15 protein-coding genes are annotated in these 14,712 nt (G+C 66.0%); 11 read left to right on the top strand and 4 right to left on the bottom strand.

The window, feature by feature from the left end:
• The first annotated feature begins 61 nt into the window (after positions 1-61).
• The 3 genes from ACT2BZ_RS02570 to ACT2BZ_RS02560 are packed head-to-tail and all read left to right on the top strand — an operon-like array spanning position 62 to position 2,467.
• Positions 62-1,378, top strand: a complete 1,317-nt coding sequence (locus ACT2BZ_RS02570) for a hypothetical protein (protein ID WP_457939061.1) — start codon at positions 62-64, stop codon at positions 1,376-1,378.
• Positions 1,379-1,407: 29 nt separating this feature from the next.
• A complete protein-coding gene (locus ACT2BZ_RS02565; protein WP_457939059.1) occupies positions 1,408-2,025 on the top strand; it encodes a hypothetical protein in 618 nt (205 codons plus the stop codon).
• A 40-nt stretch (positions 2,026-2,065) separates the two neighbouring features.
• Positions 2,066-2,467 (top strand): hypothetical protein, encoded by a 402-nt coding sequence (locus ACT2BZ_RS02560; protein WP_457939058.1) that lies wholly within the window; start codon positions 2,066-2,068, stop codon positions 2,465-2,467.
• Between the two features lie 68 nt (positions 2,468-2,535).
• Here ACT2BZ_RS02560 and secA read toward each other — a convergent pair whose 3' ends face one another.
• Entirely contained in the window at positions 2,536-5,274 is a 2,739-nt protein-coding gene (gene secA / locus ACT2BZ_RS02555) for a preprotein translocase subunit SecA (protein WP_457939056.1), read from the bottom strand.
• A gap of 228 nt (positions 5,275-5,502) precedes the next feature.
• On the opposite strand from secA, the gene ACT2BZ_RS02550 reads away from it, so the two are divergent.
• Positions 5,503-6,441, top strand: a complete 939-nt coding sequence (locus tag ACT2BZ_RS02550) for a peptidylprolyl isomerase (protein ID WP_457939054.1) — start codon at positions 5,503-5,505, stop codon at positions 6,439-6,441.
• An 86-nt stretch (positions 6,442-6,527) separates the two neighbouring features.
• On the opposite strand, the gene ACT2BZ_RS02545 is transcribed toward ACT2BZ_RS02550, so the two are convergent.
• A complete protein-coding gene (locus tag ACT2BZ_RS02545; protein WP_457939053.1) occupies positions 6,528-9,065 on the bottom strand; it encodes an amino acid permease in 2,538 nt (845 codons plus the stop codon).
• 56 nt (positions 9,066-9,121) lie between these two features.
• Positions 9,122-9,382 carry a hypothetical protein gene (locus ACT2BZ_RS02540; RefSeq protein WP_457939052.1) on the bottom strand — a complete coding sequence of 87 codons (261 nt, stop codon included), beginning with the start codon at positions 9,380-9,382 and terminating at the stop codon, positions 9,122-9,124.
• 76 nt (positions 9,383-9,458) lie between these two features.
• On the opposite strand from ACT2BZ_RS02540, the gene argJ reads away from it, so the two are divergent.
• The 5 genes from argJ (at position 9,459) to ACT2BZ_RS02515 (ending at position 12,639) form a co-directional block, all read left to right on the top strand.
• Positions 9,459-10,700, top strand: coding sequence for a bifunctional glutamate N-acetyltransferase/amino-acid acetyltransferase ArgJ (gene argJ / locus ACT2BZ_RS02535; protein WP_457939050.1), 1,242 nt, complete (start codon positions 9,459-9,461; stop codon positions 10,698-10,700).
• Between the two features lie 14 nt (positions 10,701-10,714).
• Positions 10,715-11,482, top strand: a complete 768-nt coding sequence (locus tag ACT2BZ_RS02530) for a GNAT family N-acetyltransferase (RefSeq protein WP_457939049.1) — start codon at positions 10,715-10,717, stop codon at positions 11,480-11,482.
• 1 nt (position 11,483) lies between these two features.
• Entirely contained in the window at positions 11,484-11,897 is a 414-nt protein-coding gene (locus ACT2BZ_RS02525; protein ID WP_457939047.1) for a (deoxy)nucleoside triphosphate pyrophosphohydrolase, read from the top strand.
• Positions 11,898-12,017: 120 nt separating this feature from the next.
• Positions 12,018-12,323: a hypothetical protein gene (locus ACT2BZ_RS02520; protein WP_457939045.1), complete on the top strand. Its 306-nt coding sequence runs from the start codon at positions 12,018-12,020 to the stop codon at positions 12,321-12,323.
• 139 nt (positions 12,324-12,462) lie between these two features.
• Positions 12,463-12,639: a Flp family type IVb pilin gene (locus ACT2BZ_RS02515; protein ID WP_457939043.1), complete on the top strand. Its 177-nt coding sequence runs from the start codon at positions 12,463-12,465 to the stop codon at positions 12,637-12,639.
• 30 nt (positions 12,640-12,669) lie between these two features.
• Here the strand turns inward: ACT2BZ_RS02515 and ACT2BZ_RS02510 are convergent, their stop codons facing one another.
• A complete protein-coding gene (locus ACT2BZ_RS02510; protein WP_457941201.1) occupies positions 12,670-13,536 on the bottom strand; it encodes an SAM-dependent methyltransferase in 867 nt (288 codons plus the stop codon).
• Positions 13,537-13,629: 93 nt separating this feature from the next.
• Here ACT2BZ_RS02510 and ACT2BZ_RS02505 point away from each other — a divergent pair, with 93 nt between their 5' ends.
• Together ACT2BZ_RS02505 and grxC are read left to right on the top strand one after the other, a co-directional pair.
• Positions 13,630-14,406, top strand: coding sequence for a ComF family protein (locus ACT2BZ_RS02505; protein WP_457939042.1), 777 nt, complete (start codon positions 13,630-13,632; stop codon positions 14,404-14,406).
• 33 nt (positions 14,407-14,439) lie between these two features.
• The gene (gene grxC / locus ACT2BZ_RS02500) at positions 14,440-14,709 is read left to right on the top strand and encodes a glutaredoxin 3 (RefSeq protein ID WP_457939040.1); all 270 of its coding nucleotides are present in this window, start codon (positions 14,440-14,442) and stop codon (positions 14,707-14,709) included.
• Positions 14,710-14,712 lie beyond the last annotated feature (3 nt).

Below are 14,712 nucleotides of genomic sequence, written 5' to 3'. Positions count from 1 at the left end.
GCTCTCGCCAAGCAAACAAAAATAACGTATGGTGCGAGAGCGATCAGGGAGTGCCTAATACATGGCTACCCGGTTCAGTCTCTTCGTTCAGTCGCCCTTCGAGGACACCCGGTCCCGCCCTGAACTTGTCACCGTCGCGTCGCCGGCCGGCAGCATCGGCCCCGGCCCCTCGGACGAGCGCATGTATGTCGTTGAGCCGCTCGGCAAGACGCGCGCCTACGGGCTCAACCGCGGCCCGCTCGGCACGCCATATCTCTATCTTCCGGCATGGGCCGGGCCAGCGGCGGCGCCGGCGCTTCCCGATGCACAGGGCCATTTCGATCACTACAGGCCGGGCGAGCCCGGCTTCATGGCGGCCCATGTCTTCGGCTGCGTGCGCTTCACACTCGACGTCTGGGAGCGCTATCTCGGCCAGCCGCTCGAATGGCATTTCCGCGACGGCTACGACCGGCTGGAAATCTCGCTGCTGCCGCAATGGAATAACGCCCAGTACGGCTACGGTTTTCTCGAGGTCGGCAGCCAGGAGGACCCTTTCGGGCGGCCGCTGCCCTTCGCGCTGGACTTCGATATCATCGCCCACGAGGTCGGCCACGCCGTGATCTACGGCGTGCTGGGCGTGCCGGCGCCGGGTGCCGAGTACCCGGAATATCTCGGCTTCCAGGAATCCTTCGCCGACTGCGTGTCACTGGTGGCGGCGATGCATTTTCCCTCGGTCGTCGACACGGTGCTCGCCGAGACGCGCGGCAATCTCTACCTCGCCAACCGGCTGACCCGCTTCTCGGAATCGGCGCCGCACCGCCAGCTGCGCTCGGCCAACAACACGCACACCATGGCCGAGTTCGTGCACGGCTGGAAAAACGAGCACGAGCTGTCGCAGCCGCTGACCGGCGCCGTCTTCGACGTGCTGGCCGACATCTTTCACGAGAGCCTGGTCGAGCGCCGGCTGATCTCGCCCGAGGTCGAGCAACTCGCCGACATCGCGGAAGTCGACGCGCGGGCCATGGCGCCGCTGCAGGATGCGTTCGACGCGGCCTTTGCGCGTGACGCCGACGGCTTTCGCGAGGCGCTGCTCGACGCGCGCGACATCGTGGGCGGGCTTCTTTCCGAGACACTTTGGCATCTCGACGCCGACTATCTCGACTACGGCGCGGTGGCGCGGGTGATGCGCGCCGCCGACGCGGCCGAGACCGGCGGCCGCTATGGCGCCATCATCGCCCGGAATTTCGCCCGCCGGCAGATCGGCGACCTGCATGCCGGTCCACGCATCCAGAGCCGCAAGCAGGGCTCACGTATGTCACGCAACCTCATCCCGTTCGACGGCGCCCGACTGCCGCGCATGAGCTATCGGGAGAGGATGCTGCTGGCGCGGGCGGGGTGAGAACATGACTGATACCTAAGGAGGGAAAATTGGCTAAGTTACTTGGAGTTGACGAATCCATTTTAGGATCATCGTCCGTATATCTTTTCGGTCGCGTGCTAAGCGACATGAAAGTCGTTTTCAATGATCCTTCCGATTCGGATCGACCGAAGCGGCGGGGAAACAACAATTTTCTTGTCCAGCAGTTGAGAAGCAAGCAAGCCAAGCTGGCGCGTATTTTCTCGTTTGCATTTGAAGGGACGTTCTACGAACTGGCCCGACCGGCGATCTTCCTGGTGCACGGCAATGGCGACGACCCGGACGCGCCGCCACCTCCAAGCGGCGATTTCGAACGGCTGGCGCGCTCGCCCGGTCGCATCACACGCAATGGCGTCGGCCGGCACTTCGGTTCCTTCGCCATGGACATGAAGGTGTGGGTCTACGACAAGGCCGATCTTTCGTTGCGGCTAGATGTCGAGTCGGGCGCTTTCGAGCAAATCCTGCTGGAAGCCGAGATTGCTGCTGAGGATGACGCAGGTATTGGCGGCGGCTTCGGCCGGTCAAGCGGCGGGCGGTCGAGCGGTGCGATGGGAAGATCCAGTGGCGGCAGGTCGAGCGGCGCCATGGGGCGGTCCAGCGGATGGATGCCGAGGAAGACCGAGAAGTAGGACCCGCACACGCTAGAAATCGGGAATATGGGAGGCTGCAATGGCAGTGGTCGTGATTGAAAATGTCGAGCCGCGCAAGTTCGTCAAGGGAGGCGGAGAACAGCCAGCGGTGATCGCTGGCGAGGGGCTCAATCTGGTGGGGCTCGAAGCAGGCTTCGTCGACAACAAAGGCAAGGTCGTGCCGGCGAAAAACTCTAAGGGCGAGCCTATATTGCACATTGTATCGCCGGACGTTGACGATGTTTCCGCGGCAAGGTTTCCAATATTGGTGGAGCCGTTCGATGGGCTGAAAGCCGGAAAGTACCGCCTGTTCGTCAGATTGCCAGGAGACGACGTCAGCCAATGCAACTATGGCGGGTCCAAGCCACGCGACAAGGGGGCGGTGGCGGCGCTCGATACCTGCTACCTTTACACTGACCCTATCGACTTCGCAGACTTTTGAACGCCTCAGAGTTGTGACCCGGGTCGTTGCGTCCTGGCAGCGCTGAGTGCCGCCGCCAGGCAGCAGCCTCACGCAAACGTACCGTGGCAGTGCTTGTATTTCTTGCCTGAGCCGCAGGGGCAGGCTTCGTTGCGGCCGACCTTGCCCCAGGTCGACGGATCGTTCGGATCGCGTTCCTCGGGCGCCACGGTGCGGTTGTCGGCGGCGATAGCCACCGAGGCGCCGCCAAATTCGCCTTCGGCGAAATCGTCCTCGCCGGTGGTGCCGTCGATGTGGTGGCCCTCGCCTTCAGGCGCTTCCGGCGGTGGAGCGTCGGCTGCCTGGCGCACCAGCTCGACGCGCATCAGCTGCGCGGTCACTGCCTGGCGCAGGTTGGCCAGCATGGCCTGGAACAGCTCGAAGGCCTCGCCCTTGTACTCGTTCAGCGGGTCGCGCTGCGCGTAGCCGCGGAAGCCGACCACCGACCGCAGATGGTCGAGGTTGACGAGATGCTCGCGCCACAGATGATCGAGCGTCTGCAGCATCACCGAGCGTTCGACATAGGTCATTACCTCGGGGCCGAAGCGGGCGGCGCGGTCGGCGGCGGCCGCATCGGCTGCCTGCGTGATGCGCTCGCGGATGTCGTCCTCGGCGATGCCCTCTTCCTTGACCCATTCGTCGACCGGCAGGTCGAGGTTCAGGTTGGTCTGGATGCCTTCCTTCAGGCCGGCGACATCCCACTGCTCGGAATAGGCGTTTTCGGGAATGTGCTTGGCGACGAGGTCGTCGATGACGTCCTGGCGCATCTCGGCGACCGTCTCGGTGAGGTGCTCGCCTTCCATCAGCTCGATGCGCTGCTCGAACACCACCTTGCGCTGGTCGTTCTGCACGTCGTCGTATTTCAGGAGGTTCTTACGGATGTCGAAGTTGCGCGCCTCGACCTTCTTCTGCGCCTTCTCCAGCGCCTTGTTAATCCAGGGGTGGATGATGGCCTCGTCTTCCTTGAGGCCGAGCTTCTGCAGCATCCCGTCCATGCGCTCGGACCCGAAGATGCGCATTAGGTCGTCCTGCAGCGACAGGAAGAATTTTGACCGGCCGGGGTCGCCCTGGCGGCCGGAGCGGCCGCGCAGCTGGTTGTCGATGCGGCGCGATTCATGGCGTTCGGAGGCCAGCACGTAGAGGCCGCCGGCGGCGATGGCCTTCTCCTTGAGGCGCTGGACGTCCTCGCGGATGGCCTTTTCCTTCTCGGCGCGTTCCGGCCCCTCGGGCATGTCGCCGAGCTCGTCGGCGATGCGCATGTCGGCATTGCCGCCGAGCTGGATGTCGGTGCCGCGGCCGGCCATGTTGGTGGCGATGGTGATGGCGCCCGGCTTGCCGGCCTGCGCCACGATCGAAGCTTCGCGCTCGTGGTGGCGCGCGTTCAGCACCTCGAACTCCTTGATGCCTTCCTGGCGCAGGCGCTCGGCCAGCAGTTCCGACTTCTCGATGGAGGTGGTGCCGACCAGGATCGGCTGTCCCTTCTCGGCGGCGGCGCGGATCTCGCGCACGATCGCCTTGTACTTCTCCTCGACGGTCCGATAGACCTCGTCGTCCTCGTCGATGCGGCGGACCGGCATGTTGGTCGGCACCTCGATGACCTCGAGGCCGTAGATGTTGCCGAACTCCTCGGCTTCGGTGGCCGCCGTGCCGGTCATGCCGGCCAGCTTGTCATACATGCGGAAGTAGTTCTGGAAGGTAACCGAGGCGAGCGTCTGGTTCTCCGGCTGAATCGCCACGTGCTCCTTGGCCTCGAGCGCCTGGTGCAGGCCTTCGGAATAGCGGCGGCCCGGCATCATGCGGCCGGTGAACTCGTCGATGATGACGATCTCGTTGTTGCGGACGATGTAGTCCTTGTCCTTCTGGAACAGCCGGTGCGCCTTCAGCGCATTGTTCACGTGATGGACGATGGCGACGTTCTCGACGTCGTAGAGCGAAGCGCCCTTCAGGTGGCCGGCGTCGCGCAGCAGGTTCTCCAGCTTCTCGGTGCCTTCCTCGGTGAAGGTCGCGGTGCGCTGCTTCTCGTCGACCTCGTAGTCGGCGGGCTCGAGCTGGCCCATGAAGGCGTCGATGGTGTTGTACATCTCCGAGCGGTCCTCGAGCGGACCCGAGATGATCAGCGGCGTGCGTGCCTCGTCGACCAGGATCGAGTCGACCTCGTCGACGATCGCGTAGTTGTGACCGCGCTGGACCATCGATTCGCGGTCGTACTTCATGTTGTCGCGCAGATAGTCGAAGCCGAGCTCGTTGTTGGTCGCGTAGGTGACGTCGCAGGCATAGGCTGCGGCGCGCTCCTCGTCGGAAAGCCCGTGCATGATGACGCCGACGGAGAGGCCGAGGAACTTGTAGACGCGGCCCATCCACTCGGAGTCGCGCGTCGCCAGGTAGTCGTTGACGGTGACGACGTGGACGCCCTTGCCGGACAGCGCGTTGAGGTAGACGGGAAGGGTGGCGACCAGCGTCTTGCCCTCGCCGGTGCGCATCTCGGCGATGCCGCCGTCGTTCAGCACCATGCCGCCGATCAGCTGGACGTCGAAGGGGCGCATGCCGAGCACGCGGCGCGCCGCCTCGCGAACCGTCGCGAAGGCCGGGACCAGCAGATCGTCAAGCGTCGCGCCGTTGGCGAGGTCCTTGCGGAACTGCTCGGTCCGTCCCGCGAGTTCGGCGTCCGAAAGCGCCTGCAACTCGTTCTCCATGGCGTTTATCGCCTCGACGCGGGGCCTCGTCGATTTGATCTTTCTGTCGTTGGAGGAGCCGAAGATCTTGCGGGCGATGACGCCGAGATTGACCATCAAGTGGTCCTTTCAATTCCGTATCCTGCCGGCTGGGAACCGGTGGAACCCTCAAGGGTTGGGGCAACAGCGAAAAGCGCCCGGAAAACGGTTCTGGACGCAAAGTCGAAGGACAGATAAGAGGGGCCTGAACCGATGTCAACGCGCTCTAACACGCGCAACCGCGCCAAATTCCGCCACAATCGGGTGGGCTTCAAGGCGCTTGAGAATCCCCACTGGAGAGTTTCCATGCTGTTTTCGTACCGCCACGGCGCATTTGCCAAGCTCGCGCTGTCCGTCGGCCTTGCCGCCCTCATCGCCGGCAGCGCCCGGGCCGAGGAACCGGCCGCCGCTCCGGCCGCCGAGACCGCGCCTGCGGCAGCCGCCGCTCCAGCCGAAGCCGTCGACCCCGCAAAGGTCGTCGCGACCATCGACGGCCAGGCCGTCACCGAGGGCGAACTGGCGCTGGCGCTGAGCAGCGTTGACCAGCAGTACGCGCAGCTGGCGACCGAGCAGCGCCGCGCCGCGGCCTTCATGGCCGTCATGGAGATCAAGCTCCTGGTCGCCAAGGCGGTAGCCGACGGCCTCGACAAGGATCCCGAAGTCGAGCAGCGGCTCGCCTTCCTGCACGACCGGGCACTGCACGGCGAGGTGATCGAGAAGAATGTCGCCGACAGCATCACCGAGGCCGACATCAGGGCACGCTACGACAAGACCGTGTCCGAGACGCCGCCGGTCAACGAGGTCAAGGCGCGCCACATCCTGGTGAAAACCGAGGAAGAAGCGCGCGAGATCATCAAGCAGCTCGATGAAGGCGCGGACTTCGAGAAGCTCGCCAATGAGAAGACGCTCGACCCGAGCGGCAAGACCAGCGGCGGCGACCTCGGCTATTTCACCGCCAGCCAGATGGTGCCGGAGTTTTCGGAGGCCGCCATGGCGCTCGACATCGGTGCCTACAGCAAGGAGCCGGTCAAGACCGACTTCGGCTGGCACATCATCAAGCTCGAGGACAAGCGCGCGCAGCAGCCGCCGGCTTACGAGCAGGTCAAGTCGCGCATGAACGAGCTTCTGCTGCGCGAGAAATATTTCGCGCTGGTCAACGAGCTGCGGGCCGCCGCCAAGGTCGAGATCGCAGACGAGGAGCTCAAGAAGGCAATCGACGCGATCGACGCCGCCCAGAAGCAGTAGTCGCGGCACCGCCGCTTGCGGCGGGCAGACGCGGAACGGAACGACGGCGCGGGCAACCGCGCCGTTTTTGTTTGGCGCGGACCATGTCAGCCCGTCGGCGCGGCCGCCTGGTCCTGGCCGGCCTCGTCCTCGGACGGCTCGTCGTCGAAGCTGACGCCGAGATTTTCGGCCACAAGCCGGGCCGTCGCCAGCGACTGCTCGTCCTCGGCGAGCCGCGCGCGGTATTTCTCGACATCCTTGCCGGCCGCGACGCGCAGTTCGGCGGCGCGCTCGGAGGTGTCGGCCTCGGCCTTCTCTAGCGCCGCCACGCTCTTGTCGAGCGAGCGGGCGGTCGCCTTGCGGCTGGCAGCGGCGTCGTCGAAGGCGTCCTTTGCGCGGGCGCGGGCGCTTTCCTCGCCGGCGTCGGGATCGGCCGACAGGTCGACCTCCTCGGCGGCCATGGTCAGCACGCAGAGCGGCAGCTGCGGCATCATCGCCATGATGTCGTTGCCCAGCCAGTCGACGAAGCGCTCGCGGCCGAAGCCGAGTGCCAGGAAGAGGATCGAGGAATCGCGCGAAATCTCGACGACCTGGGCGCAATGGTCCTCTGCCGGCTCGACGATCACGATCTCGCCGGGGATGCGGACGTCCTTGAGCACCTTCTCGACGCGGGCGCGCTCGGCATCGGCGTCGGCGGCACTGGCGCTGACGATCAGCCGGATGGTGGCGCTGCGCCAGGAATCGTTGCGCGTCAGCAGATAGGCGAGCACCAGCATCAGGCGGCCGGTGCGGTTCTCGACCCACCAGACATCGATGACGCGCTCGTCCGGGCGGAGATCGGCAAGCGCCTCCCATTCGGCCTCGCCGCTGTCGAGGATCAGGAGGTTGCAGCCAAGCGAAAAGCCGACATTGAGGTTGCGGAAATAGCGCCGGTATTCCGGCGAGGTGGTGTCGGTGGTTTCCTGGCGCGGCCAGTTGACCAGCACGGTATTGATGCGTGTCGGGCCGATGCCCGCCGCCTGGATCGCGGTGGGCACGACATTGTCGAGGCTGGGGCCCACGACAACCAGCGGAAAGGCCTTCAGCTTCTTGTCGGCCAGTTCCTTGGCCAGGTCCAGTTCGGCCTTGTCGCGCGCCCGCCTGGCGTGGCGCCCCTTGCCCTCGATGACGCGGATGACGGTGGTCAGACCGCTCTGCCCCTCGATCCAGTCGGCGAAGGTCAGCAGGATGGGCCGCCGTTCGCTGTCGTCCGAGAAGGCCAGCACCTGCGGACGCCAGTCGCGCGCATGCTCGGGGCGGGAGCTGGCCTGCAGCAGGTGCTCGCGCACGCGCTGCAGGTGGTAGGAGCGCTGGCCGTCGGACCACCGCGCCGCGATGGCGCCGCGCTTGAGGTACTGGTAGATGCCGAACACCACCGCGATTGCCGCCAGCCCGGCGGCAAGGTTGATGGCCAGCATGACGCCGACGGCGGCGATCGAGCCGGCAAGGCTGATCCACGGCCGGTACCAGGTAAGGCTCGGCCTGAATGACGGGCTCTTGCCGCTCGCCTCGAAATAGGTCGCGTAGTTGAGCAGGCCGTAGGTGACGACGAAGAACATCGACACGACGATGGCGATCAGGTTGAGGCTGCCGAGGCCGATGATCCCAAGCGCAATGGCCGCCGTCAGCAGGATGCCGCGGCGCGGATTGTTGTCGGGACCGGCTTCGGCAAAAGGCTGCAGGAAGTAGAAGACGCGGTCGGTGGCGAGCGACTGCAGGATGCGCGGCGCGCCGAGCAGCGAGGCGAGCGCCGACGACAGGGTCGCGGCGATGATGCCGGCATCGACCGCCGCGGCAACCGCCGAAGCGTCCTTCATGGCGGCATAGTTGGTGATCAGGTCGAGGCGAGGCAGCGCGCCGGCGAGCAGCAGCGCGACGACGAGGTAGATGATGATCGACAGGCCGACGGCAAGCGCGGTGCCGAGCGGAATGCTGCGGCCCGGATTGGCCAGGTCGCCCGACATGTTGACGCCCTGGGTGAAACCGGTGACCGCCGGGAAGAAGATCGCGAAGGCGATCCAGAAGTCGCTCCAGCCAAGCATCGGGCCGAAATTGTCGAGCACGTTGCCCGGCGACCAGGCCTCGGCCGCACCGAAGGCGAAGGAAACCAGCGCCGCCACCAGCAGCGCCATCACGACATACTGGAAGCGCGTCGCCCATTCGGCGCCGAACCAGGCGATGCCGAGCATGGCCACCACGGCGACGGCGGCAATCGCCTGCTGCGCCAGCGTGCTCTCGATGCCGGCGACCGAGCCGATGCCTTCGGCGAAACCGACGCAGTAGAAGCCGACCGAAATCGCCTGCGCGACGAACAGCACGAGGCCGATGGCGCCGCCGAAGGGAAGGCCGAGCGTGCGCGAGATGATGTAGTAGACGCCGCCGCCCCTGATCTCGAGATTGGTGGCGATGGCGGCCATCGAGATGCTGGTCAGGACCGAGATGGCGCTGGCCAGCAGGATGATGAGGATCGCCTCGCCGAGCCCGACGGTGCCGACGACGTAGCCCATGCGCAGGAACAGAACGAGGCCGAGAATGGTCAGGATGCTGGGCGTGAAGACTCCGCCGAACGTGCCGAGGCGCCCGCGCTTCGAAATCGCCTTTGCCATGCCTGGTTCACCCTGTTGGCGCCGGACCGGCGCAGTCCCGAATTACGCCGGGATTCCTAGCATCGACGGCATTGCGCGTCTTGCCCTTTGTGGCGCCGCCAGACCAGCAGGCCGACAATCAGCATGGCCGCAAAGGAGACGAGTCCGCCGGCCAGAAGGAACTGCACGGCCAGGGATTGGGAACGCCACTTTTCGCGGAGCTTGTTGAAGCGTTGCACGGAAGAATCCAGGTTCAGCGCACCATAGGAGCTAATGGCGGCGGGCGATATCGGGCTTCCGTCCGAAAGCCGACGGACTTTGGTCTCATGCGCATTCATTCCGAAACGCCTTGCCTGCCAGGGTACTATCGGGCAAACGGTGCCTGCTTTGCCTTCGGAAGCTGAGTGAGGCCCCATGTCTTCAACGATTTCGCCGCTTGCCCCCAAGAAGTACCCCAGGATGCCCGACATCGAGGGCGTGCGCATGGCAACAGCCGAGGCCGGCATCAAGTATCGCGGCCGCACCGACGTTCTGGTGATGGCGTTCGACGAGGGCACCGAGGTGGCGGGCGTCTTCACGCGATCCAAGTGCCCGTCCGCGCCCGTCGATTTCTGCCGCGCCAACCTGCCGGCCGGCAAGGCGCGCCTTCTGGTTGTCAATTCGGGCAATGCCAATGCCTTCACCGGCAAAAAGGGCCGCGAGTCGACGGCACAGACCGGCAAGGCGGGCGCCGAGGCGGCCGGATGCGCCACGAACGAAGTCTTTCTCGCCTCGACAGGCGTGATCGGCGAACCGCTCGACGCGGGGCGCTTCTCGCATCTTCTTGCCGGCATGGTCCGTGACGCCCGTCCGGGCCTCTGGCAGGAAGCCGCCAGCGCCATCATGACGACCGATACCTACCCGAAGGTGGCGACGGCAACGGCCCGGCTCGGCGACACGGAAGTGACCATCAACGGCATCGCCAAGGGCGCCGGCATGATCGCACCCGACATGGCGACGATGCTGTCCTTCGTGGCGACCGACGCGCCGATCGCGGCACCCGTGCTGCAGGCCCTGCTGTCGGGCGGCGTCGGCAAGACGTTCAACGCCATCACCGTCGACAGCGACACCTCGACCAGCGACACGCTGCTGATGTTTGCGACCGGCGCGGCCGAAAAGCGCGGCGCGCCGCGCATCGGCAGCCTCAAGGACCCGCGCCTGTCCGGCTTCAAGCGGGCGCTTGGCAAGCTCCTGAAGTCGCTGGCGCTGCAGGTCGTGCGCGACGGCGAGGGCGCCCGCAAGCAGGTCGAGATCACGGTCACCGGGGCCAAGTCCAGCCGCTCGGCCAAGCGCGTCGCACTGTCGATCGCCAACTCGCCGCTGGTCAAGACCGCGGTGGCGGGCGAGGACGCCAACTGGGGCAGGGTGGTGATGGCGGTCGGCAAGGCCGGCGAACCGGCGGACCGCGACAGCCTGTCGATCTGGTTCGGCGACAACCGCCTGGCGCACAAGGGCGAACGCGATCCGGACTATTCGGAGGAGGCGACCTCGGCCTACATGAAGCGCGACGAGATCCGCATCGTCGCCGACCTCGGCATCGGCAGCGGCAAGGCGACGGTCTGGACCTGCGACCTGACCAAGGCCTATGTCGAGATCAACGGCGACTACCGCAGTTGACGGAGGGCAGTCCCATGGGCGCTCCGCTCGCGGACCTGGCGACCGTTCGCCGATATGAAGCAGCAGGCTTCCGTGCCTGGCCGGCCTCGGCCGTCCATTACGACGGCACCTGGGTCGTGCGCCTGACGGCGGGCCACCCGGCCAAGCGCCTGAACTCGGTCAACCCGCTCGACCCTGGCGATCTTCGCAATCTGCCGGAACGCATCGAGCGTGCCGGCCGGCGCTTCAAGGCCTATGGCCGGCCGATGACGTTTCGCATGTCGCCGCTTTCGGGGGCGGCACTGTCGGCCCATCTCGACAAGGAGGGCTGGTCGACCCTGTCGGAATCGCTGGTGATGGGCTTCGATCTCGACAATGAGGCCGTCCATTCGGCAATGGACCAGATCCCGATGAAGGACATGGGCCGCTTCGTCGTGGCGGCGATGCAGACCCAGTCGATGGACCCGGCGCTCAGGCCCGGCCTGTCGGAGATCATCGGCTCGATCCAGCCGGAAGCCGGCCTGTTCGTTCTCGAACGCGGCGAAGAGCCGCTGGCGACGGCAATCTGCGTGCATGAGGGCGATCTCGCCGGTCTGTTCGAGGTCGCAACGCAGCCCAGCGAGCGCGGCAAGGGTTTTGGCCGCCGCGTCATCCTGTCGGCGCTGAAATGGGCGCGGCTGCGCGGCGCCAGCAGGGCCTGGCTGCAGGTGGAGGCCGACAACGCGGCCGGCCGCCGGCTCTACGAGTCGATCGGCTTCAGCGAGATATACCGCTACCACTATCGCCGCCCGGCAAAGAGCTGAGATGAGCGGACACCAGAAGCCGGTCCTGCTGGTGGCGGCCGTGGCGCTGGTCGACGCGGATGGCCGCGTCCTGCTCGCGCAGCGGCCGCAGGGCAAGACATTCGCGGGCCTGTGGGAATTTCCCGGCGGCAAGATGGAGCCCGGCGAGACGCCGGAGGAGACCATCATCCGCGAGGTGCGCGAGGAACTCGGCATCGAGACGAAGGAGGCGTGCCTGGCGCCGCTGACTTTCGCCAGCCACAGCTACGAGACGTTCCACCTGTTGATGCCGCTGTTCATCTGCCGGCGCTTCTGGGGTACGCCGCAGCCGAAGGAAGGCCAGACCCTGAAGTGGGTGCGGCCGCTGCAGATGCGCGACTATCCGATGCCTCCGGCCGACCCGCCGCTGATCCCTTTCCTCATCGATCTGCTCTGACCGGCGCGGTGTTTTTCCATCAGCGTTAATGAATCCTTTAGCTGAGGCGTGGAAAACTGGTTCCACAGACTGCAGCCAGGGTCGCCGGTTCGCGTCCTGGGATAGCGTGGGGATGATCGAATGACACCAGAGAAGGAATGGGACCTGATCCAGAACGAACGGGCGCCTCTGCTCGGGATCGGTGCTTCAGGTACTTTGCGCGTGGTCCTGCTGTTCGGTTCGGCGGCAGTGGCGCTCGCTCTCGTGCTCGCGCCAGTAGCCGAGAATCTCACGCGTTCGAAGGTCGCAAGCCATGGCGAGCTTGACTTCATGAGCACCGGGTCGGTCGGCAAGCGTGGCGGATACGTCATCCGGCGCAGCGTCATGCAGGCGCCGGGCGAGGTCTGCATCATCCGCGACAACGGCTTGCGAAGCGGCGCCTGCTGAGGGCGGATTCGCATCCGGAATCCTTCATGGCGCTAAGCTGCGGTTAACGCTGCCGCCCCAGCTTTCCTTAACTCTGTGCCGTTAACCTTTCTTAACGGGTGCAGCCTAGGATCGGGGTGAAAGAGGATGGACCCCAGCCATGAAGAACAAGATTCTTAGCTTCCTGAAGTCCCGATCGGGTGCCACGGCAATCGAATACGGCCTAATCGTCGCCCTGCTCTCCCTCGTCATCACGGCGGCGGTGGGCAATGTCGGCAACGAACTGTCGTCTATGTTCTCCGATCAGGACCGCGCTCTGCAGCAGGCCTTCGACTGAGACAGGGGACGGCATCCGTCCCCTCGCGCCCTATTCCGCGTTGCCGAGAACCTTGGCCAGCGAGACCTTGCCCGAGCCCGGCTCAAGCGGTTTCTGCTGTGACGCATCGGGCGCCCAGCCAGACATCCAGACCAGAGAGAACGTCGCCCTGATCCTGCCATCCGGGTCGGAAAAGCGTTCCGCGTAGATTTCTGCCGCGCGTGCGAACAGTCCGCGCGTCGCCGGCCGTCGCGTGCGTTCGAGCAGCGGGTTGGTGGCGCCCATGGCGCGCAGGTCAGCCATCAGGCCGAACATGGTGGAATAGCGCACCGTCACCGTCTCGACGTCGGTAACCGGGAGGGCGAAGCCGGCGCGCTGCAGGAGGGCGCCGACCTCGCGCACATCCGCGAAGGGCAGGATGCGCGGGGTGACGCCGCCGGTCAGCTCCGCCTCGGCCGCCAGCAGGCTCTCGCGCAGTTCCGCCAGCGTGCCGGAACCGGCCAGGACGCCGAGGAACAGCCCGTCGGGCCGGAGCGAACGGCGAATCTGGATCAGCATGCCGGGGATGTCGTTCTCATCCTGCAGCGACAGCAGCGAGACGGCGAGGCCGAGGCTTTCCGGCTCGAGCGGCACGTGGCCGGGTGCTGCGACGATGCCTTCCGCCTCGCCGAGCAGCGCCTCGTCCGCCTCGACGCGCAGGGTTTCGGCGACCTTGCCCGAGGCGCGCACCGCCTCTTCGGCTGCCGGCGCCTGGCAGAACAGCACGGCGGCCTTGCCGAACTGCCGCTCGACGGTGGACAGGCGCTCGGCGAGGTCTTCGGCGGCGCGCTGCATGAGAAAATCGGCGCCGGGCACGGCGCGCATGAGCGCGCGGCGCTTGCGGCTGATGAGAAGGTCGGTGTCGATGATCGGCTGCACGCTTGTCCTGCCAGTCGGGCGGCTGGCGAAATTGCCCGCCACGCTACGGTCCGTATCTGCTATCCTGCGGCCAGAACCGCAAGGGGCGCCGATATGATGCCGCATGCGAAGAGCCTTGCCCTGAGCGTGCTGGCCGCGCCTGCGAGGCTGTTGTTCCCGGCGGTCTGCGCCGGCTGCAGGCGCACCGTATCGCAGCCGGGGGCGTTGTGCGGCACCTGCTGGCCAAAGCTCCGGCTGCTCGAAAGACCGTGGTGCGCCGTGATGGGCACGCCCTTCACCTACGATATGGGGGAGGGGTTCCTGTCGGCCGAGGCGATCGCCAACCCGCCGCCCTTCGAGCGGGCACGGTCCGCCGTCGCCTATTCGGGCGTGGCGCGCAGGATGGTGCAGGGGCTGAAATATGCCGACCGCACCGACCTCGCTCCATGGATGGCGCGCTGGATGTTGCGCGCCGGCGCCGAACTGATCGCGGATGCCGAAGTCGTCGTGCCGGTGCCGTTGCATCGCTGGCGCTTCCTGTCGCGGCGCTTCAACCAGTCGGCCGAACTGGCGCGCGCAATCGCCGGACTGTCGGGCCTGCCCTTCGAACCGGCAGCGATCCGGCGCGTCAAGCGCACGCGCAAGCAGGTGGGGCTTGCGCTTGGCGAGCGGCAGGAAAACGTACGTGCCGCCTTCGCGGTGCCGCCCGAAGGCGAGATCGCGGTGCGCGGCCGGCGCGTCCTGGTGGTCGACGATGTCTATACGACGGGTGCGACCGTATCGTCGGTGACGAAGGCGCTGAGGAAAGGTGGCGCCGCGGCGGTCGACGTGCTGACCTTCGCGCGCGTGTTGCCGGGGGACTTTCAGCCGGACGATCAAGACCTTATATAGGTTCGAACACTTCCTGGCCGACGGAACCCGTGAATGGTCGATGTGACAATCTATACCCGCATGATGTGCGGCTATTGCTCGGCGGCAAAGCGCCTGCTCGACAAGAAGGGCGTTGCCTATACCGAGCACGATGCGAGCTTCTCGCCCGACCTGCGCCAGCAGATGATCACGCGCGCCCGCGGCCGTTCCACCTTCCCGCAGATCTTCATCGGCGACCACCATGTCGGCGGTTGCGACGAGTTGCACGAACTTGAGCGCGAGGGCCGGCTCGACGCGCTTCTCGAGACGAACGGTCAAGGCTGAGGA

The sequence above is a fragment of the Mesorhizobium sp. 10J20-29 genome, from assembly GCF_054130485.1.
Note: the sequence above shows the minus strand (reverse complement) of the source record. Positions and strands in the feature narration are given on the sequence as shown.